The 19,829-nt window shown below is 58.0% G+C and carries 16 protein-coding genes and 3 pseudogenes; 9 read left to right on the forward strand and 10 right to left on the reverse strand.

Annotated elements, in window-relative coordinates:
• Nucleotides 1–254: 254 nt before the first annotated feature.
• Nucleotides 255–370, forward strand: a pseudogene (locus tag ACSQ2W_RS12090) (DUF2277 domain-containing protein); the annotation flags it as partial.
• A gap of 86 nt (nucleotides 371–456) precedes the next feature.
• Here the strand turns inward: ACSQ2W_RS12090 and ACSQ2W_RS12095 are convergent.
• A pseudogene (locus ACSQ2W_RS12095) lies at nucleotides 457–1,529 on the reverse strand (septal ring lytic transglycosylase RlpA family protein).
• Between the two features lie 666 nt (nucleotides 1,530–2,195).
• Here ACSQ2W_RS12095 and ACSQ2W_RS12100 point away from each other — a divergent pair.
• Nucleotides 2,196–3,116 (forward strand): LysR family transcriptional regulator, encoded by a 921-nt coding sequence (locus tag ACSQ2W_RS12100; RefSeq protein ID WP_436086447.1) that lies wholly within the window; start codon nucleotides 2,196–2,198, stop codon nucleotides 3,114–3,116.
• Nucleotide 3,117: 1 nt separating this feature from the next.
• Here the strand turns inward: ACSQ2W_RS12100 and ACSQ2W_RS12105 are convergent, their stop codons facing one another.
• Nucleotides 3,118–4,071: an NmrA/HSCARG family protein gene (locus ACSQ2W_RS12105; protein ID WP_436086448.1), complete on the reverse strand. Its 954-nt coding sequence runs from the start codon at nucleotides 4,069–4,071 to the stop codon at nucleotides 3,118–3,120.
• Between the two features lie 669 nt (nucleotides 4,072–4,740).
• Complete coding sequence (locus tag ACSQ2W_RS12110) at nucleotides 4,741–5,652, reverse strand: LysR substrate-binding domain-containing protein (protein ID WP_436086449.1); 912 nt, start codon at nucleotides 5,650–5,652, stop codon at nucleotides 4,741–4,743.
• A 130-nt stretch (nucleotides 5,653–5,782) separates the two neighbouring features.
• On the opposite strand from ACSQ2W_RS12110, the gene ACSQ2W_RS12115 reads away from it, so the two are divergent.
• Together ACSQ2W_RS12115 and ACSQ2W_RS12120 are read left to right on the forward strand one after the other, a co-directional pair.
• Nucleotides 5,783–7,036: an aromatic ring-hydroxylating oxygenase subunit alpha gene (locus ACSQ2W_RS12115; RefSeq protein WP_436086450.1), complete on the forward strand. Its 1,254-nt coding sequence runs from the start codon at nucleotides 5,783–5,785 to the stop codon at nucleotides 7,034–7,036.
• Entirely contained in the window at nucleotides 7,026–8,111 is a 1,086-nt protein-coding gene (locus ACSQ2W_RS12120) for an FAD-binding oxidoreductase (RefSeq protein WP_436086451.1), read from the forward strand. The genes ACSQ2W_RS12115 and ACSQ2W_RS12120 overlap by 11 nt, the downstream gene beginning before the upstream one ends.
• Nucleotides 8,112–8,203: 92 nt before the next feature.
• Here the strand turns inward: ACSQ2W_RS12120 and ACSQ2W_RS12125 are convergent.
• The 3 genes and pseudogenes from ACSQ2W_RS12125 to ACSQ2W_RS12135 all read right to left on the reverse strand — a co-directional run.
• Nucleotides 8,204–8,351: pseudogene (locus ACSQ2W_RS12125) on the reverse strand (electron transfer flavoprotein subunit beta/FixA family protein); the annotation flags it as partial.
• 39 nt (nucleotides 8,352–8,390) lie between these two features.
• Nucleotides 8,391–8,996 (reverse strand): dimethylsulfonioproprionate lyase family protein, encoded by a 606-nt coding sequence (locus ACSQ2W_RS12130; protein WP_436086452.1) that lies wholly within the window; start codon nucleotides 8,994–8,996, stop codon nucleotides 8,391–8,393.
• Between the two features lie 2 nt (nucleotides 8,997–8,998).
• Nucleotides 8,999–11,035 carry an FAD-dependent oxidoreductase gene (locus ACSQ2W_RS12135; protein WP_436086453.1) on the reverse strand — a complete coding sequence of 679 codons (2,037 nt, stop codon included), beginning with the start codon at nucleotides 11,033–11,035 and terminating at the stop codon, nucleotides 8,999–9,001.
• A 146-nt stretch (nucleotides 11,036–11,181) separates the two neighbouring features.
• Here ACSQ2W_RS12135 and ACSQ2W_RS12140 point away from each other — a divergent pair, with 146 nt between their 5' ends.
• The 5 genes from ACSQ2W_RS12140 to ACSQ2W_RS12160 all read left to right on the forward strand — a co-directional run bounded on the left by ACSQ2W_RS12140 (nucleotide 11,182) and on the right by ACSQ2W_RS12160 (nucleotide 15,718).
• Nucleotides 11,182–11,823, forward strand: a complete 642-nt coding sequence (locus ACSQ2W_RS12140) for a TetR/AcrR family transcriptional regulator (RefSeq protein ID WP_436086454.1) — start codon at nucleotides 11,182–11,184, stop codon at nucleotides 11,821–11,823.
• 2 nt (nucleotides 11,824–11,825) lie between these two features.
• Nucleotides 11,826–12,620, forward strand: coding sequence for a pyrroline-5-carboxylate reductase family protein (locus tag ACSQ2W_RS12145; protein WP_436086455.1), 795 nt, complete (start codon nucleotides 11,826–11,828; stop codon nucleotides 12,618–12,620).
• 69 nt (nucleotides 12,621–12,689) lie between these two features.
• Nucleotides 12,690–13,688: an ABC transporter substrate-binding protein gene (locus ACSQ2W_RS12150; RefSeq protein WP_436086456.1), complete on the forward strand. Its 999-nt coding sequence runs from the start codon at nucleotides 12,690–12,692 to the stop codon at nucleotides 13,686–13,688.
• Between the two features lie 91 nt (nucleotides 13,689–13,779).
• Entirely contained in the window at nucleotides 13,780–14,667 is an 888-nt protein-coding gene (locus ACSQ2W_RS12155; protein WP_436086457.1) for an ABC transporter permease, read from the forward strand.
• Entirely contained in the window at nucleotides 14,660–15,718 is a 1,059-nt protein-coding gene (locus ACSQ2W_RS12160; RefSeq protein ID WP_436086458.1) for a quaternary amine ABC transporter ATP-binding protein, read from the forward strand. The genes ACSQ2W_RS12155 and ACSQ2W_RS12160 overlap by 8 nt, the downstream gene beginning before the upstream one ends.
• A 190-nt stretch (nucleotides 15,719–15,908) precedes the next feature.
• Here ACSQ2W_RS12160 and kduD read toward each other — a convergent pair whose 3' ends face one another.
• The 4 genes from kduD to ACSQ2W_RS12180 are packed head-to-tail and all read right to left on the reverse strand — an operon-like array spanning nucleotide 15,909 to nucleotide 19,825.
• Nucleotides 15,909–16,661: a 2-dehydro-3-deoxy-D-gluconate 5-dehydrogenase KduD gene (gene kduD / locus ACSQ2W_RS12165; protein WP_436087766.1), complete on the reverse strand. Its 753-nt coding sequence runs from the start codon at nucleotides 16,659–16,661 to the stop codon at nucleotides 15,909–15,911.
• Nucleotides 16,651–17,736, reverse strand: coding sequence for an ABC transporter ATP-binding protein (locus ACSQ2W_RS12170; protein WP_436086459.1), 1,086 nt, complete (start codon nucleotides 17,734–17,736; stop codon nucleotides 16,651–16,653). The genes kduD and ACSQ2W_RS12170 overlap by 11 nt, the downstream gene beginning before the upstream one ends.
• Nucleotides 17,737–17,747: 11 nt before the next feature.
• Nucleotides 17,748–18,800, reverse strand: a complete 1,053-nt coding sequence (locus tag ACSQ2W_RS12175) for a carbohydrate ABC transporter permease (RefSeq protein WP_436086460.1) — start codon at nucleotides 18,798–18,800, stop codon at nucleotides 17,748–17,750.
• Complete coding sequence (locus ACSQ2W_RS12180) at nucleotides 18,797–19,825, reverse strand: carbohydrate ABC transporter permease (RefSeq protein ID WP_436086461.1); 1,029 nt, start codon at nucleotides 19,823–19,825, stop codon at nucleotides 18,797–18,799. The genes ACSQ2W_RS12175 and ACSQ2W_RS12180 overlap by 4 nt, the downstream gene beginning before the upstream one ends.
• Between the last annotated feature and the right edge of the window lie 4 nt (nucleotides 19,826–19,829).

A 19,829-nucleotide genomic window follows, 5' to 3' on the forward strand; every position in this document is an offset into this window, starting at 1 on the left:
GGTGCCGCTTCCCGCCAAGGAGTGATCGGTCGGCTCAGACCGATCACTCGTATCTGATTGGCGGGAACGCGGAACAGTGGCGGGTCCTTCTGGACTGCCTTTTTGCTGCGATCGTTAGGGTCAAATCGTTCTATGCGGGCGCGGTTTCAATTACTTTGTTGGGACGGTATGCGCAGTTATCGTATAGCCAAATGGATCGACGAAGGCGGAATAGCGCCCGAACGGACCGTCCTTCGGCGGGAAAGCTATAGGACTCGGTCGCGGCATGCGCCCGCGAGCTGCTTGATTCGCTGGAGACTTCTCAACCCCTCGCGATCGCGAGGAAGTAGCCGCAAAGGCGCGCGCGAGAACAGCGGTCCGGTTCGCGTAAGGGAGTCCTGTCACGGCCGCCGGCTCACCGAAGGGGCAGGAAACTCAAAGCGGCCGTCGCTCAACCATATCGGCGCTTTGCGGCCTCTAGGTAAGAATGATTGTTGTCCCTCGCCGGCGGTAGCCACCTCGACAAGACCGGCGTCGCCGTATGGAGATCACGCCGGTCAGACGCTTGTTGCGATTGACAGCCGACAGAGGGAGAACTTGAACCTTGCACATGTTGCGCACACCGTCATCAATATCCTCGTACAAGCAATATTTGACATCTGCATCGCCGCCCAGGCCGTCGGCCAAGGCGTATTCGGACGGCCGTTCAAAGGTAATGTGGCCGATCTCCGGCACCATCACGAATTGCTCAAATGTCTGGAATGCAGCCGCGGCTTTGGTCGCTGTGTGGTAGGCGGCGGTTGGCGTATTGTCGGCAAAGTTCGTCTGCGTCGACCAGAGGGACTGACCGTCGCGCCGCAAATGGTCGTCCTTCGACTGCTTCGAGGCCACCATCAGGCCGGTTGCGATCTGAGGCTCCGGGTTGACGGCCGGGAAGCGATCACTCTGCTTGATGTAGGAGGCCATGAGATAGGGCATATCGTGTCCGCCCAGGCGGGCGCGGCCCACATACTGCACCTGAACGGTGCCCGTGCCACGGTGCTTCAGGTCCAGCATGTCGGCTGCCTTGCTGGAAACGTCGATGATGCGACCCCGATGAAAGGGACCGCGATCGTTGACGCGCACGATGAGCGAAGTACCGTTTTCAAGATTGGTCACCCGCACATAGCTGGGCAAGGGAACGGTCGGATGCGCGGCGGAAAGGTGATCCGGGTCGTAGATTTCGCCGTTTGCGGTCATGCGGCCGCGAAACGCCTTGCCGTACCAGGAAGCCACTCCCTTCTTGTCGTAGTTCGGGTCTTCCTTCGGATAATAGCGCTTGCCTTTCACCACATAGGGCTTGCCGACCACATAGCGGCCACCGCCCTTGCGAATCTTGCCGTGGGCGACCCGCGGGCTCGCCTTAACGCCGTGCACCCTTTCGGAAACATATCCTTTGCTGCGGTTCGTGTTCGGCCTTGCGTGGTCGTACAGGCAGCACAACTGGCGCAAACCATCGTGATTGCCAGCCAACGCAAGCCTTTGACAGCCGTACTTACATCAATAGCCATCCGTCCAACGCTAGCGACGGCCTTCCGTGCATCTGCGAGAGCCAGGGGGAATAGCAGCGGAGGCACGCGTCGATGCGTTGCTGCATTCTGGGGTCGGCCATTAATTCGCTCCTTTCATAATTGTAGAATCGGACCTGATACCAAAAGTTCCATTAGGACATGCGAATTTACACAGCCCCTCTGCTTCGGCCGGCGTTGGCAACGCTATCGCGGACGCCAACCCGCGACAGTGACAAGACTGCAACTTCGCCTCGACGCACGGAGCGGTTGCCGTGCAAATTTGCCACGGCGCTTGACTGGATCGTCGCAACTGGCGAAGAAATTCTTCACGATCGCCGCCATACTCGAGGACCAGGCTGTGCAGAAATTCGTCGCGTGGATAAAGAGCAAGCCGCCAGGCTTCTCCGACTTGGCGAAGGATTCGCGGCAATCATCCGTTTCGGGCCGAGGGCGGAAGGCGTGACCCGTCGCCCAAATCACATCCACTTCTGCATACTTGTGACAGAACCTGCGACCTAGGGGGTCTTAGTAGATTGCGACGGGGCGGCGGGATTGCGCCAGAAGCGGTCGCCGGATCTTGTCGCCGAACTGTGCAACACAGGCTCAAACTAGGCACAGACCAAATTATTCTCTATATAGACATAATGAATGCCGCTGTGCTGAAAAATGGATAACGCGGGACTGTCTCTCGACAGGATGCGCACATTTGTCCGCGTTGCCGAACGCGGCAATCTGTCGATGGTCGCGCGAGAACTCAGCGTCGGCCAATCGACGGTGACGCGGCATCTCAATGAGCTTGAGGAAGCTGTTGGCGTACCACTTCTCAGCCGGACGACGCGTCGCGTGACGCTTACGGACGAAGGCAGCCGCTATTACACGAATTGCCTTCAAATTCTGCGCCTGGTCGAACAGGCCGCTGAAGAAGCGCGAGATGCACGCCAAGCTCCCGCAGGTGCCGTTCGGCTTTCTTGTACAGCGGCGCTCGGCGTGATGCACATCACCCGCCTCATTTTCGAATTCCAGGACAAGCACCCAGACATCAGAGTCGACCTCAATCTCACCGACGAGCGTATCGACCTGGTTCGCGAAGGCATTGACGTGGCATTGCGTCTTGGGCCTCTAGCCGATAGCTCGATGAAACTTCATGCTCTCGGAGACAGCCATCGCTTGCTGGTGGGCGCTCCAAGTTATTTGTCTGTCTACGGACGGCCAGAGCGTCCGGCCGATCTGTCACGCTATGAAAGCGTGGTGATGTCCAATGTCGCGGGGAGCGATCAAATCATTCTCTCCTCTCACGATGGGACTAGTCTAATGGTACCAGTCAGTGGGAAGTTGCGTGTCGATCACGGACTTGCTGCGCGCGAGGCCTTCGCCACCGGACGCGGCATTGGCCCTGCACACCTTTGGTTGGTCCACGATCTTCTAGACAATGGTCAGCTCGAAGTCCTTCTTGGGGACTATGGCCTTGCCCCGGTCCCCGTGAGCTTGCTTATCGTTCCAGAGCGTGCAGCCATTGCCCGCGTTCGGCTTCTCGTCGATTTTCTCGCCGCCGAAATTTCCAAATTGCCTGGAATCCGGAGGGCGTGATTTAGAGCCCGAAAGATCTCTTATCGCCTCGCCACCCCGTAGCACGCAGATACTGCTCCCAATTGAGCGTATCGGGGTTCAGGCGACGGCTCCACTCGAGATCGTGCTGATTGCCGAAATAGCCATATTCGACCGCATACTCGACCATCCCGAGAATTTCTTGCACAAGCAGTTCGTTAGCGGCGAACTCTGGAAAATATTGCAGCAGGCCCTCCCTAGTGAAAGCGTTTCGATATTCGGCCTTGAGGCCGGTCACGCGCTGAAAGGTTTCGACCATTTCGCGCGGTGAGATGATATCGCCAACGATCGGGAGCGTTTTTCCATTGTAAAGCTCGGGGTTTGAGAAAATTTCGAGCACCACCGGCCCAGTCGCCGTCAGCGGATCAACAAAAGGTGCTCGGAAATTTTCGGGAAGATAGACCGGCAGCAAGAGGGTGTCGCCCTCCATGCGCGGCACATAGTACTCGAGAAGATTCGTATAGAAGAACGCCAGCATTATGAAGGAATGGGAGATCGGCAGGCTACTAATGTAGTCTGCTACACGCGCTTTGTCGGTAAAATGCGGAGCATACTTGGTCCCGCCGGTGATCTTGTCGACACCCTCAAGGGTGCTAAAAACAATATGCCCGACGCCAGCCTCAACTGCGGCATCCGCCAGTTGCCTGCCAAGAGGAGCCTCAATTGTCGCCGGCGGAGCGATGGGCGGCGTCATCAGGAATGCGCCATCCGCGCCTTTGAACGCAGCAACGAGGTCCTTTTGAAGGCCGAGTTCGAGCGGGACCCTTACGATTTCAGCGCCGAGCTTCTCCAGGCTTCGAGCCTCTAGCGAATCCTTTTTCCGGGTAAGCGCGCGTACGCGGAAACGTTGGCTCTGGAGGAGTGTCGCGGCTACGCTTCGCCCCTGTTTGCTGGTTGCACCGACAATCACGATAAGTGGCTTTTCAATTGTAGACATAGTTGTTTAAATCCTTTTCTCTGTCACTGACGGTCGACTGCGCAGCCAAGCATCCTGCCGCGCGAGAGTCTGTGGGGCACGGCAGATTGCTCCCTGCTTCGATGTGGATGCGAGCCTCATGCAGCACCAACGGCCCTTGGCTTTTAGGACGCACCATTCACGGCGATACCGCCCGATAGCCCATCCCAATGACGGGCACTCTATCCGACCAAATTTTGTTGCTCCAGATATATGCAATGCATAACATAATGCCATTTTATGGATAAGTTGTGCCGGCCTGCGGCGCAAATCGTGAGACAATGCTGCTCTATCCCGGAAAATCAGAGAAAAGCTGTTTCCGCTGCAAAGGCAAAACGTATGCAGCGGCGACGGGTGTTCCAGGATGGCTGGATCAGAACGTTAAAACCTTATTGACGCCCAGACGAATGACCGCATAGGGGCCGCAAGGCGACAGCCCCTCGACCGCCACACGCCAAAAGCAGACGACGAGGCGAACGCTTCGTCGCCTGTCTGACTTCATAGAAAGGTTTCACGAAGCCGAGTATTTTACCGTCACACCGCGCTGCCGAAAGTAGGCCTGCATTAGCCCAGTTGGGGACAGTGTGAAGGCACCGGGGGTTTTGGCCCCGGTATTTGTTCAACACATGCACTTCCTCGGAGAGCACGTATCTAGCCGAGAGACGGGTCGGATATCTTGCCGAGCCAAGCAAGAAACTGGCGAGCGGCTTCAGACTGTCGGCGTCGCTTTGGTATCACGACAAAATAAGCGTTGCGGGTTTTTACGGTGGCGTCTGTGAGCTGGACCAGTCTTCCCTGAAGCAGGAGATCTTCGACGAGCCGCCTCCACCCAAGTGCAATACCTTGCCCGTTAAGGGCCGCAGAAATGGCCTCGGTATAAAAGCTGCAACGGAGTCCAAACGTTTTCTTGGGCAACTCGACCGAAAACGCGGCAAGCCACTCACTCCACCCAGTCCATGTCTGATCGCTCGTCACATTGGCAATGAGCGGATGCGCTACCAGGTCGGCCGGAGCCTCGATTTTACCTGCCGTCCTCATGAAGTCCTGGCTGCAAACTGGAAAGATTTCGTCATCGAATAACAGCTCGGCCTGGCCATCGGACCACATGCCGTTCCCAAAACGAATAGCAATGTCAAGATCGCTCGATTCTATGTTTGGCATGCTGTCTTGCGTAACAATGCGAAGGTTGATGTCTGGATGCTCGCGTGAGAAGTCCGGCATTCGTGGTAGGAGCCAGAACTGAGAAAAAGCAACCGACGCAGCTATCGTGAGCTCGCCGACATGATCCTCTTTCGTGATCTCCGACACCGATGCGGCTATAAGATCGAATGCTTCCTGCGCTGCAGACACCAGCGTCTTGCCCTTCTCGGTTAATTCTATCCTTCGATGGAGTCTTATGAACATCGGAAAACCAAGCGTCTCTTCCAGGAGGTGAACTTGGCGACTGACGGCGGCTTGCGTCACACCGAGCTCGCTGGCGGCCTTGGTGAAACTCGCCAAGCGCGCTGCAGCTTCGAATGCTGTCAGAGCCGTGAGCGGGGGGAGCTTTCGTCTGGCTACCATGTAAGATTTCCTGTTCACGAACCCAAGCGTTCTAGCATTACATATAATTATGGCAACGTGAATTATTTATGCCGTTGAACGATCCCTGTTTCCCGAGCAATCTCGGCTCTACAACAGGTAAGGCGAGACCATGCTCAACAAATTTCCATCCTCGATTACAGCTTTGCTTGATGCCAGGACTGACGGCCACACGCTTCCCGCCGGGCTTTATACCCGGGAGGACGTGTTTCAGGCTGATCTGGATGTTTTCTTTTCCAATCACTGGATTTACGTCGGTCTGGAATGTGATGTTCCGGAACCGGGTGACGCGGTGGTGATCGACATCGGCAATACGAGCTTGATCGTCCTGCGCGACGACGACAACGAAATCCGCGTTGTGCGAAACGTCTGTCGTCATCGCGGTTCCAGGCTTCTCCAGGAAGGCCCGACGGTTATTTCCAAGCTGGTCTGCCCATACCATCAGTGGACTTACGAGCTGTCCGGTGAACTCAGTTACGCACCCCACATGGGCAAGGACTTCGACAGGAGCTGCAAGAGCCTCAAAGCTGTAAATTTCAAGTCGATCTCCGGGCTGCTCTACGTTTGCCTTTCCGACACTCCACCCAATGATATCGCCGAGCTTGAGCGGGTCATGCTGGACCGCCTTGTGCCTTATGATATTAGCAATGCCAAAGTTGCCCATCAGGTCGATGTCGTTGAGAAGGGCAATTGGAAGCTCACGATAGAGAACAATCGTGAATGCTACCACTGCTCTGCCAATCATCCGGAACTCTGCGTTTCCTTTGTAGATCTCGACTTCGGATATGATCCAGAAAGCCTGAGCGCAGAGGATCGCGAAGAGGCAGAAGCGCATTTCGCGATGTACGAAGAGCGCACGAAGGCTTGGGAAGCGGACGGGTTTCCCTCCGCAGTGATCGAGCACACCCGGAATGTCGAAACCAATTTCCGCAGCCAACGCCTCATCATCGCCGGGGCCGGCGAGTCACAGACCGAAGACGCCACAGCTGCCTCATCCAAGCTGCTCGGAGACATCACCAGGAAAGACCTTGGCGACTTGCATCTTTGGGGGATCAACAGCTGGAACCACTTCATGGGTGACCACGCCGTGACTTCAATCGTGATTCCGCTCTCGGCCGACACGACGCTGGTTAGGACCAAGTGGCTCGTCCACAAGGACGCCGTCGAAGGTGTCGACTATGATCTCGACAAACTCACGCATGTCTGGATCGAGACGACCAATCAGGACGCCGAGCTCGTCGCGCGTTCTCACGCAGGCATTCTGGACCCGGCCTATGAACCCGGACCTTATTCAAAGTTCAGTGAACGTGCGCTCATCGACTTTGGTACCTGGTATGTTGATCGGATGCGCGCCCATGGCTACTGAGCTCCTCACTCTGCCGGGCGGGAATACCCGGAACATGGATCACTGGAATCCGGAAACTGACGACAAGCTAGTCTGCGTCGACGTTCACGAGGAAACGCACGACGTCAAAAGCTTCACTTTCGTGTCACCCGACCGGAAGCAGTTCGCCTTCAGTGCCGGGCAGTATTTCATGTTTGAACTCGGGCTCGAAAACGAGGTGGACGGGCGATGCTACAGCATTTCGTCTTCCCCCCATCGAAAGAACGCAATCACGATTACGGTAAAGCGCGTTCCAGGTGGAAGAGTGTCCAACTGGCTACATGACAACCTGGTTCCGAACGCGGTTGTCCGCGCTTCGGGGCCACTGGGAAGGTTCGTTAAGCCTGCGGCCAAGAAATATCTATTTCTCTCCGGAGGCTCCGGTATCACTCCGGTGATGTCGATGGCACGCGAATTTGCCGATGCTGCCGAACCTGCCGACGTCATCTTCCTTCATGCTGGCAGAACGCCGAAGGACTTTGTTTTCCGGACGGAACTGTCCAACCTCGCCGAGAGGATCAAGGGCTTCCGGTTGCTGCTGTTGCCGGAAGATGTGGCGAATGAGCGCTCGTGGCCGGGCATCACTGGGCGCATATCGAAGGAGCTGCTTTCACTGGCAGTTCCCGACATCGCGGATCGCGAGGTCATGTGCTGCGGGCCAGCACCGTTCATGCGCGCCGCGAAACACATCAGCGCGGAACTCGGAGTGCCGTCCACCAATTACCACGAGGAGAGCTTCGACGCAGCTGTCATCGAAGAGATTTCATCTCCGATTACCGAAGCGGTAGAGACGCAGACCTTCAGCGTTCAGTTCGCGAAACAGGGAAAGTCGATTGACATCCGGACAGACCAGACAGTGCTCTCCTGCGCGAAAAAGCTTGGAGTCAGAATGCCGTCGTCTTGTGCCAGCGGCATCTGCGGATCCTGCAAGTCGAAGCTTGTGAGCGGATCGGTCGATATGAAGCACGATGGCGGTATAAGGCAGCGGGAAATTGACGCGGGCTTTTTCTTGCCGTGCTGTTCAAAACCGCTATCCGACCTAATCATTGACCGATAGCGCAATTCCAAGACCATTGGAGACTTGACTACATGATATTGTGATCATCGGCGCGGGCTTTGCGGGGCTGGCCAGCGCCGTGCGCAGCGTTACACGACCACCACTTCCGACGCCTTGCCAGCTTCCTTCAGCCGCAACGCCTCTTCGACCGAGATCGTGTCGAACGGGTTCATCGACATCTTGGCAAGCTCAACACCGGATCTTCACGTTGTAGTCGACGACCCGCTTGACTGGCACCATGATCTAATTGGCTGCACTCCACAAACGTCGGGCTTTCGATCAATGTTTCTGCTGGTCGGGCAATAGCGCCCAGAAGGCGAAAAGTGGTTTCGCGCCGGAGCGCATGGCATGCTTGATTCCGGGCGGATTGTAGAAGGAGCCACCGACACCGGGCGTGAACCAGCCCGAGTCGCCTTGTATGAACTCTCCATCCGACAGAACGAGATAGGTTTCTTCTGGCGCATGATCGTGGTCCGGATACCGCACGTTTGGCGCCATCAACGTTGTGCCCAGCCACACGTCCGAACGATCCTCCAGGCCGCCTGGCCCGACAATCAGGGTGTTGGCGTGGCTCATCAGGAAATTTGCGCTGGCCGAATTGTCATAAGTCGATCGCCATTTCCATCGGAGCAAAGGCTCAAGCGTTTCGAACTGTTCGATCAGGATGTTCAACGATGGGTGCTTCGTTTTTTCGGCTAAAACATCCCCAAGATAGCGGGTGCAAACCGGAAGCCGCTTTCCGATATTCATCCGCTCCGGCTGCGGTGCTTCCAGGTGAGCGAATATCTGCATCAAGGACTGCCGTGCCCGCAGGTCTTTGGCAAACTGATCGAAGGCGACGAACGCGGTATCAAGGAAAGTTTGCAAGGCGTCGCTGCGAGCCATTGTCAAATATCCTTGGCAAGGCGCAATGCGTCATAGATAGCGGCATGCGTGTTGCGGGCGGCGACGGCGTCACCAATCCGGAAGAGTTGGTAGGTACCAGCCGGATTGCGCTCGGTGGTTTGCGACACGCCGGCAAGCAGCTGGTCGTAGGAGACTTCACCGAGGTTCTTCGAGCCGGGCTTCAACTCAAAATAAAGGTCGTCCAGCGGAATCGTGCCGTGATTGACCACGATCTGGTCGATTGACCGCTGCTTCGCTACGCCGCCGTAATCGCTGCCGACATGGGCGGTTATCTCATTGCCGCTTTTCTCCGCCGACTCAAGGCGATAGGTGACGGTGAAAGTCACGTCGAGCTTCTGCAGCGAGCGCATGTAGGGAACGAGATTCATCGCCATGACTTCCGGCGCAAAGGAGCGGTCGGGCGTCATGATCTCGACCTTCGCACCGGTCTTGGCGATGAACTCCGCGGCCTGCAAGCCGGCATGGTCGCCGGCATCGTCGAAGATGAGCACATTGGTGCCCGGTTTCACATCGCCCGATATGATGTCCCAGCTGGAGACGACAAGATCATTCCCCTTCGATAGAACCTCAGTATGCGGCAGTCCACCTGTCGCGATGATGACGACGTCCGGCTCTTCCGCCGTGATCGTTTCCGCTTCCGCCCAGCTGTTGAAATGGAAGGTGACGCCGAGCTTTTCGCACTGGCTCATGCGCCAATCGATGATGCTGATCATTTCACGGCGGCGCTCGCTCTGCGCGGTGAGGCGGATCTGTCCGCCGGGCTTATTGGCTGCTTCGAAGACCACCACCGCATGGCCGCGCTCGGCCGCGACGCGCGCGGCTTCTAGTCCGGCCGGCCCGGCTCCGACGATGACCACCTTCCTGCGGATGTCGGCTTTCGGAATGGTGTGCGGCATGGTCTGTTCACGGCCAGTCGCGGCATTGTGGATGCAGAAGGCCATACCGCCCTGGTAGATGCGATCGAGACAGTAATTCGCGCCGACGCAAGGGCGGATGTCGTCCTCGCGTTTCTCGATGATCTTTCGAACGATATGCGGATCCGTCATGTGGGCGCGCGTCATTCCGACCATGTCCACCTTGCCCGCCGCAATTGCGTGACGTGCTGTCGCCACATCCGGAATTTTTGCCGCGTGAAAGGTCGGAAATTGGGTCGCGGCACGGATTTCTCCGGCAAAATCGAGATGCGGCGCGTTGGCCATCCCCTGGATCGGAATGACGTCGGTGAGGCCGGCGTCCGTATCGATGTGACCCCGGATAACGTTCAGGTAGTCGATCAGGCCGCTGTCGCGCAGGCGCCGGGATATCTCGATGCCTTCGGCCTTCCCGTTGCCGCCGGGAAGACATTCGTCGGCGGTGTAGCGAACGCCCAGGATGAAATCGTCGCCCACCCTCTCGCGCATCGCCCTGAACACATCGAGACAGAAGCGCATGCGGTTGTCGAGCGAGCCGCCATATGGCCCGTCGAGTTCATTTGTGAGCGGTGAATTGAACTGATCGATCAGATGTCCGTAGGCCTCCAGCTCAACTCCGTCCATGCCGCCCGCCTTCATGCGTTCAGCCGCATCCGCGAAGTCTTTGATGACGCGCGCGATGTCCCAATCTTCCATTTTCTTAGGAAAAGAGCGATGCGATGCCTCTCGGTGATGGGAGGGCGCTACCACCGGAAGCCAATCCCCCTTGTCCCAACGTGTGCGGCGACCCAGGTGGGTGAGCTGGATCATGATGGCCGCGCCCTCATCGTGCACCGCGTCGGTCATTTCCCGGATCCACGGAACAATCTCGTCCTTATAGGCGAGCAGGTTGTTGAAGACGGGCGGACTATCTTTCGACACCGCTGCCGATCCAGCCGTCATCGTCAGCGCCACTCCGCCCTTTGCGCGTTCCACGGTATAGGCGCGATAGCGCTCCTTGGGCATGCCGTCTTCGGGATAGGCAGGCTCGTGCGACGTGACGATGATGCGGTTTCGCAGTGTCAGGTGCTTGAGCTGGTAAGGCTGAAGGAGTGGGTCGTTCGACATCGTTGCGTCTCCGGAATAGGACTGTCATGCGGGATGCTATGTGGAAATGTACATCAGTGTCAACAATGAAAACACATAAGTCGTTTGAGTTGACATCGATGTACATTTTTCTTGCGAACCCTTTCGCGTTTTGTTAGGAGATGAGCATGGAGCAGATTTTGAGCGATAGCGGTTGGCGAGGTTCTCCAGAGGTATGGCTGGAGGCGGCCTACGACTCGTTACTGGAATCCGGTGTCGATGCAGTGAAAATCCAACCGCTTGCCAAGAAACTTGGGCTGTCGCGGACAAGTTTTTACTGGTTTTTCAAGGACCGGGAGGAATTGCTGAACGCGCTACTTGTGCGATGGCGAGAAAAAAATACCGGAAATCTTATTAGGAGGTCCGAGGCTTACGCAGAGACGTTGGTCGAGGCCATGCTGAACGTCTTCGACTGCTGGCTGGACCACGAGTTGTTTGACGCGAAGTTCGAATTCGCCATTCGCAGTTGGGCGATCCAGTCCGAAGAAATCCAGAAAGAGGTTCAGCAAGCCGATAAACTTCGTCTTGAAGCCCTCAAACGCATGTTCATGCGCTTTGGCTACGAAGAGGTTGCCGCCGACGTACGCGCCCGAACAACCTACCTGGTTCAAATCGGCTACATTTCGATGCAGTCGCGCGAAGACATCACCATGCGCATGAAGCGTATCCCACACTATATCGCCATCTACACGGGCGAGGTGCCGCAGCAGAGGGAACTCGATCGCTTCTTCTCAAGGCACGGGCACGTTCCCGAACCAGGAGACATCTAACCGTGCGCGGTTCGTTCACGGTTGGCGTGATTGGAGGCGGCGGTTGGCTGGGTGGAGCCCTGGCCAGCTCGCTTCTCGGTTCCGGGCTGCTTCAGTCGCAGGATCTTTCGTTGTCATACCGAGGACAAAAACCGCAGCGTGATCCAGGGGCGTTTTGGACGCCGGACAATCAGCAGCTTTGCGACCGCTCCGACGTCGTCATTTTTTGTGTCCGACCAGTCGATTGGCCGTCCCTCGCCGTCGACTGTAGCGGCAAGCTGGTTGTCTCCGTCATGGCAGGCATCTGTCTGGAACAGCTTGCCCGAAATCATAAAACGGATCGTGTCGTTCGTGCTCTTCCGAATGCGGCGGCTGAAGTTGGAAAATCCTACACACCATGGATTGCATCCGCGGGCGCCACCGTGGCCGATCGCTCGCTCACGCGCCAGATTTTCCAAGCTTGCGGCGTCGAGGATGAAGTCGCGAGCGAGAGCGACATCGATTATCTGACGGGCCTGACGGGTTCGGGGCCGGCGTTTCCGGCGCTCTTGGCCGCGGCGATGATGGAAGACGCCGTCCGTCGCGGCATCAGCCCGGACGTCGCCCGCAGATGCGTAAATGCCGTACTGGTCGGCACGGGTCGACTTGTGGAACTGCGCTCGGAGTGTCCCCACGTCGTCGTTGAGACTTTCATGGACTATCGCGGAACGACCGCGGCCGCGCTCGAAACCATGCGCGCGGCGGGATTCGAAAGTGCCGTTCGCGACGGACTGGCAGCAGCGCTTCGGAAATCGGTGAGTATGGGACAATCGTCCTGATTACCGCTGGAGGCGGGTTTCGCGGTGTCCCGCCCTTCCTGTTATTAGCCGCAAACAGAGGGAACGAGAATGAAAACACTACTTGCATCGACCTGCCTGATGTTCGGCCTGTTCGGAGGAGCTTCCTTCGCCAGCGCCGAATGCGGCAGCCTCACCATCGCCAGCATGAATTGGCAGAGCGCTGAGGTCCTTTCGAACCTCGACAAGATTATCCTGAACGAAGGCTATGGCTGCCAGGCCGAAATCACTGTCGGCGACACCGTCCCGACCATCACCTCGATGGCCGAAAAGGGTCAGCCAGACATCGCTCCTGAAGCATGGATCGATCTCCTTCCAGATGTCGTGAAGAAAGGAACCGAAGAGGGCAAGATAGTCCAGGTAGGCTCCCCATTGCCCGACGGTGGCAATCAGGGCTGGTGGATTCCGAAATACTTTTCGGACGCTCATCCTGACATCAAGACCATCCCTGACCTCCTGAAGCATCCAGAGCTCTTCCCGGATCCCGAAGATCCGTCAAAGGGAGCTATATTCAACGGCCCGCAGGGGTGGGGCGGTACCGTCGTCACCTCACAGCTCTTCAAAGGCTTCGAAGCTGAAAAAGCCGGCTTCAAGCTGGTGGACACTGGGTCAGCAGCCGGTCTTGATGGCTCCATCGCCAAGGCTTACGAAAATAAGGAACCATGGGTAGGTTACTACTGGGCACCCACCGCTTTGCTCGGCAAATATCCCATGGTGAAGCTGGAGGCAGGCGTACCTGCTGACGCCGCGGAATGGAAACGCTGCAACACGGTGGAGAGCTGCCCCGACCCTAAACCGAATGCATGGCCAGTCGACACGATCGTCACTCTCGTTGCCAAGCCCTTTTCTGAAAAAGCCGGGCCGGAAGTCATGGACTACCTCGCGAAGCGCTCCTGGAGCAATGAGACTGTCAACAAGCTGATGGCGTGGATGACGGACAATCAGGCGAGCGGTGAAGATGGCGCAAAGCACTTCCTGGAAGAAAACAAGGACATCTGGAGCAAGTGGGTGTCCCCTGAAGCCGCCGAAAAGATCACGGCTGCCCTCTGATCGAAACACTTGGGCGGTGCGCATGCGCACCGCCTTCCGCCGCCAAAACAATAAAAGACCTGGTGCGGCCTCAACAAAAAATGGGGAATAAATGGATTGGTTTTTTAACTTCCCGCATATGGACGACGACGCGCTTAGGAACCTGAAGAAGTTCATAGATGAGTCTTTTCGGGCATTCACGCGAGCCTACGGGGATGCGATCGAGGGGTTCTTCTCCCCGCTGCAGACGTTTCTCATATACTCAGAGCGTCTCATGACGAAGACGCCTTGGCCGATAGTCACCTTGATCGTCCTGGCCATCGCTTGGACTGCAAGTCGAAATTGGAAAATCGTGGGAGGCTGTCTTTTCAGCCTACTTGCCATCGGTTATTTCGACATGTGGGACGACACCATGCGAACGATCTCGATGATCTTCGTCTGCACGATCTTGTCGATCGCCATTGGCATCCCCATTGGCATAATGATGTCCCGTTCGGACCGCCTGCAGCGCGTCGTGAATCCCGTGCTTGACGTGATGCAGACGATGCCGAGCTTCGTCTATCTCATCCCGGTCGTCATGCTTCTTGGCATCGGCAAGGTCCCGGGACTCATCGCGGTCGTGATTTACGCCATCCCGCCGATGATCCGCCTCACGAACCTCGGAATTCGTTTGGTCGACAAGGATGTTCTGGAGGCCGCGGACGCGTTCGGTTCGTCGAGCTGGCAGAAGCTCGTCTGGGTGCAACTGCCGCTTGCCCTACCTACGATCATGGCTGGAATAAACCAGTGCATCATGATGGCGCTTGCGATGGTGGTGATCGCCTCGATGATCGGGGTGCAAGGACTGGGTCAGCCTGTTCTGAAGGCAATCGCGAACCAGTACTTCACACTCGGCGTTTTCAACGGCCTTGCGATCGTTGGCATCGCCATCATTTTCGACCGCGTCAGTCAGTCCTACGGTCAACGGCTGCAGAAGCACCGGGAGATCGTCCATGGGTGATCAGGGCTTCAAAGGTATCAAGATACGAAATCTCTACAAGATTTTCGGTCCAAATGCCGCTTCGCACGTCGAAGCGGTTCGCAATGGGCTTTCAAAAACGGAGCTCAACGAAAAGTTCGGAATGGTCCTTGGGCTGAAAGACATTAACATCGAGATGCCCGCAGGCGGCATCCAGGTGATCATGGGTCTTTCGGGCTCAGGCAAGTCCACACTGATCCGACACATCAATCGCCTGATCGATCCAACCGCCGGTGAGGTGCTCGTCAACGGTGTCGACGTCGTCAAGATGAACGAAACCGAGCTGAGGGACTTCCGCCGCCACCAGACCGCGATGGTATTCCAGAAGTTCGCGCTGCTGCCACATCGCAACGTGCTGGAGAATACGGTGTACGGTCTTGACGTTCAGAAGATTGACCGAACGAAAAGCACTGACATCGCTATGCAGTGGCTCGATCGGGTTGGGCTGAAAGGATTCGAGAAAAAATATCCTAACCAGTTGTCCGGCGGGATGCAGCAACGCGTCGGACTTGCTCGAGCGCTTTCAAACGATGCTCCCGTTCTTCTGATGGATGAAGCCTATTCGGCACTTGATCCTTTGATCAGAATGGACATGCAGAGCGTGCTGCTGGATCTGCAGATGGAGATCAAGAAGACGATCGTGTTCATCACACATGATCTGGACGAGGCGCTTCGTCTGGGCGATCAGATCGCCATCCTGCGGGACGGCGAGGTCATTCAGCAGGGCACCAGCCAGGACATCGTTCTCCGTCCTGCCGACGAATACATCGCCAACTTCGTCAAGGAGGTGAATCGCGGCCGGGTGATCCACGTGGACGCGGTCATGACCCCGGTCGCAGCCAACCACGCTGTGAATGGCGCAACGGTGTTTTCCGGAAGCTCGATCGATGACGCCATGAAGCTTCTCGCTCACGGAAGCGTAAGCGACGTCACTGTAACCGATCCGGCAGGAAAGCCGCTTGGCACTGTAGATCTCAAGCGTCTCGCTGCTGCCGTTGTGTCGTCGCACTACAGCGCCGCGCGTCAAACCTGACGCGCAAAGGACGCTGTAGCGCTTTGAAAAATCCTTAAATCGATTCCGATTTAAGGAATTATGCAGTAGCGAACTCACCTGATAGAGAGGACGGTGGACGTTTCTTCACCGTCCGCATCAAGGTCCTCACATCGTGATATTCACGACGGGCTTTCCGGACGGCGATGCCGCTTTTTGTCGTTTTTCCCGTTTATCGGACCAGCCAGCCGCCATCGACGGGCAGGATGGTTCCAGTCACATAGCTGGAGGCCGGCGCTGCGAAAAACAGGACCGTCGTGGCGAGATCGTCCGGCGTGCCCCATCGGCCCATCGGGATGCGGGCGGAAATCTGGGCATTGCGGTCGGGGTCGTTGCGCAATGCCTCGGTATTGTCGGTCGCCATGTAGCCGGGGGCGATGGCGTTGACGGTGATGCCGTGCGGCGCCAGTTCATTGGCCATCGCCTTTGTCAGCCCGGCAATGCCGTGCTTGGACGCGGAATAGGCGGGCACGCGGATGCCGCCCTGGAAGGTCAGCATGGAGGCGATGTTGACGATGCGTCCTTTCCGTTTCGTTTCGACCATGTGGCGGGCGACCGCCTGCGACAGGAGAAAGGCCGCCTTCAGATTGACGTCGATGACATCGTCCCAATCCTTTTCGGCGTAATCGAGCAGGTCGGCGCGGCGGATGATGCCCGCATTGTTGATAAGAATGTCGATGCCGCCGAAGGCTGCCGCGGCTTCGGCGGCCACCGCTTTCGCGTCGAACCTTTTCGACAGGTCGACCTCCAGCGCCTGAAAGCGGCGGCCGACTTGGCGGACGCGTTCGGCTGTTTCCGGCATGGGCGAAGAGCCGAGCGCGACGATGTCGGCTCCGGCAGCGGCGAGCGCCAATGCCATGCCCCGGCCGAGGCCTGTTCGTGCGCCGGTGACCAGTGCGACTTTTCCGGAAAGATCAAACAACATGGTCAAGGCGCAGGCCCTTCTCGTTGAACAGATGGAGCGGTGCGGCCGAGAGTGACAGGCGCAGTTCGGTCCCCGGCGTCAGACTATGCTGGCCGGGCGCCACCACCAGAACCTTTTGGCCCGCGACGTCGGCGTGGATCACGGTTTCGGAGCCGAGCGCTTCGACGAGCTTGATCCTGGCCGCCATGCCGGATCCGTCGCTGCCGACTGCAATATGCTGGGGGCGGACGCCGATGGTGATGCGCGAGCCGCCGGTGACGTTGGCGCCATTGACCGGAAGCTCGATCCGGTGACCGCCGGTCAAGGCTGCAACGGCTTTCCCGGACTGCACGGATTCGACGGTTCCCTCGAGGAAGTTCATGTGCGGCGAGCCTATGAAGCCGGCGACGAAGCGGTTTGCAGGCGAATTGTAGAGTTCGAGCGGCGTGCCGATCTGCTCGATACGGCCGGCGCGCAGCACGACGATCCGGTCTGCGAGCGTCATCGCCTCGACCTGGTCATGCGTGACATAGATCATCGTGGCGGAAAGCCGCGCATGGAGGGCAGAGAGCTCGGCGCGGGTGGAGCCGCGCAGCTCGGCGTCGAGGTTGGACAGCGGCTCGTCGAGCAGGAAGGCGACGGGCCGGCGCACGATGGCGCGGCCAATGGCGACACGCTGGCGCTGGCCGCCCGAGAGCTGGCCCGGCCGCCGGTCGAGATAGGCGTCGATCTCCAGCATGCGCGCGGCTTCGGCGATGCGCTGGGTGATCTCGGCCTTCGGCATCTTGGTGTTCTCGAGGCCGAAGGCGAGGTTCTGGCGCACGCTCATATGCGGATAGAGCGCATAGGACTGGAACACCATGGCAAGGCCGCGGTCGGCCGCCGGGGTGTCGTTGACCACCTTGCCGTCGATCGCAAGTTCCCCGCCCGTCGGCTTTTCCAGCCCGGCGATGATGCGCAGCAATGTCGACTTGCCGCAACCGGACGGGCCGACGAAGACGACGAGTTCGCCATTGGCAATCTCCAGGTTGATGCCGTGAATGACGTCCACCGCCCCGAAGGATTTCGTCACATTGGTAAGCTTGATATGACCCATGACGGCCTCCTCTATTTCAATCCGGAGCCGGCGATGCCGGTGGTGATGAAGCGCTGCAGGAAGATGAAGACGAGGACGACGGGGATCATCGTCACCACCGTCATCGCAAGAATGAAATGCCACTGCACGTTCAGCTCGCCGGAATAGATGCTGAGGCCCACCTGCAGCGTATAGAGCTCCTTGCGAGACAGCACGATCAGCGGCCAGAGGAAGTCGTTCCAGCGCCAGACGACGGAAAAGATCGCCAAAACGGCAAGTGCCGGTGCCGTCAGCGGCAGGACGATGCGCCAGTAGATCTGCCATTCCGATGCCTTGTCCATGCGGGCGGCGTCGAGCAGTTCGTCGGGGATCGACAGCATGTACTGGCGCAGGATGAACACGCCGGTCGGCGTTGCGACCGTCGGCAGGATCACGCCCCAGAGATTGTTGAACAGGCCGAGCGCCGAGACGATCGAATAGAGCGGCACCATGATGACCGACAAGGGTACCATCAGCGTTGCAAGGATCAGCAGCATGGCGAATGTCCGTCCGCGGAATTCATACTTGCTGAGTGCAAAGGCGGCCATGGAGTTGACGACAAGAGTGATGAGCGTCGCTGTCACCGTCACGAAGACGGAGTTCCAGAGATAACGAACGAAATCGAAATGGGTGAAGGGTTCGGTATAGTTCTGTGTCGCGAAGGACATCTCGCGGACCGGCGTGCGCTCCGCGATGTTGACCTTGATGATCTCGCCGGGCTTTTGCGGGTCGACCATCTGGCTGACGATGCCGATGCGCCGGACTTCGGCGAGCGTCGCCTTTGTGCCGTCGGGCAGGGTCGCCTCGTAGAGATCGAGCGGCTTGTCATAACCACCGACTGTCACCTTCTGCGTGACGTAGGGCAGGATGGTCGGCGGAAACTCTGCGAGTGCCGCCGGTGTCTTGAAGGACGATCCGACGAGCCAGACGGCGGGGCCGAACATGACGAACAGGCCGCCAATAAGCCAAAGCCACGTCACGACGTCCGTCCAGTGCCAACCCTTGCCGCCCTTGCGGCGAAAGACGAATTCCGCGACCCGGCTCATTTGCGGGCTCCCTTCTTTTCACTGGACCGGCTGAGGCTGAGCTGCACCAACGTGAGCACGACAAGCACCACGCCCATGAGGATCGAGGCGGCCGCGGCAAGCCCGGGGTTGCGCAGTTGCGCGGCAAAGCCGGTCTCGTAGATGTACTGGGTGAGATAGAGCGTGCTGGTGCCCGGTCCGCCACCCGTCAGGACGTAGATCTCATCGAAGATCTGCACCGCCTTGATCAGGACGAGGACGACGACGACGAGAAGGTTGGGTGCAAGCAGCGGCATGGTGATGCGCCAAAAAGCGCGCGCCGGCCGCGTTCCGTCCATTTCGGCGGCTTCATAGAGGTCTTTCGGGATAGCCTGAAGACCAGCCAGAAGAATCAGCGTGTAGAAGCCCATATGCGCCCAGATCGACACGCCGACGGTGGCGGCAAAAGCCCAGTTGCGGTCGTTCAGCCATGTGTAGGGTTCGAAGCCGAAGCCATAGAGGCTGAAGTTCAAGAGGCCCTGGCGCTGCAGGATCCACTTCCAGATGAGGCCGACAACCACCGGTGACAGCAGCACCGGGAAGAAGAACACGGCACGCCAGAAGCTGCGCGCCATCAGGTCGCGGTTGAGGATCAGGGCCGTGATCAGCGACACGATGATCATCAGCGTCACCTGCAGAATGACGAACCAGCCGGTATTGCCGACGGCGGTCCAGAAGGTGTCCTCGGTGCAGCTGTTCGCATTGAGGTAGTTGGCGCAGTCGAACAGCCGGGCATATTGATCCCCGCCGACGAAGCTGCGGTCCGCCAGGAAAAGGGCGGTGCCGCCGGTCATCGAATAGGCGAAGTTGATGAAGAACGGCAAAAGCACGAAGATGCCGAATATCAGCATGTTCGGCATGAGGAAAAAGGCAGCCATGCCGCCGATTCCGAAGACCCGTTGGAGCCATCGTAGCGGTGCGTCGACAATGCCCATCGCAAACCGTACCGGAGCCAAGATGGTCTCGCCAGGGCCGGGGCTGGCTCGTTGTGGAAGTTCTGCCTGCATAGTC

The sequence above is a fragment of the Pararhizobium sp. LjRoot255 genome (assembly GCF_964252905.1).
In the GTDB taxonomy this organism is placed as follows: Bacteria; Pseudomonadota; Alphaproteobacteria; order Rhizobiales; family Rhizobiaceae; genus Pararhizobium.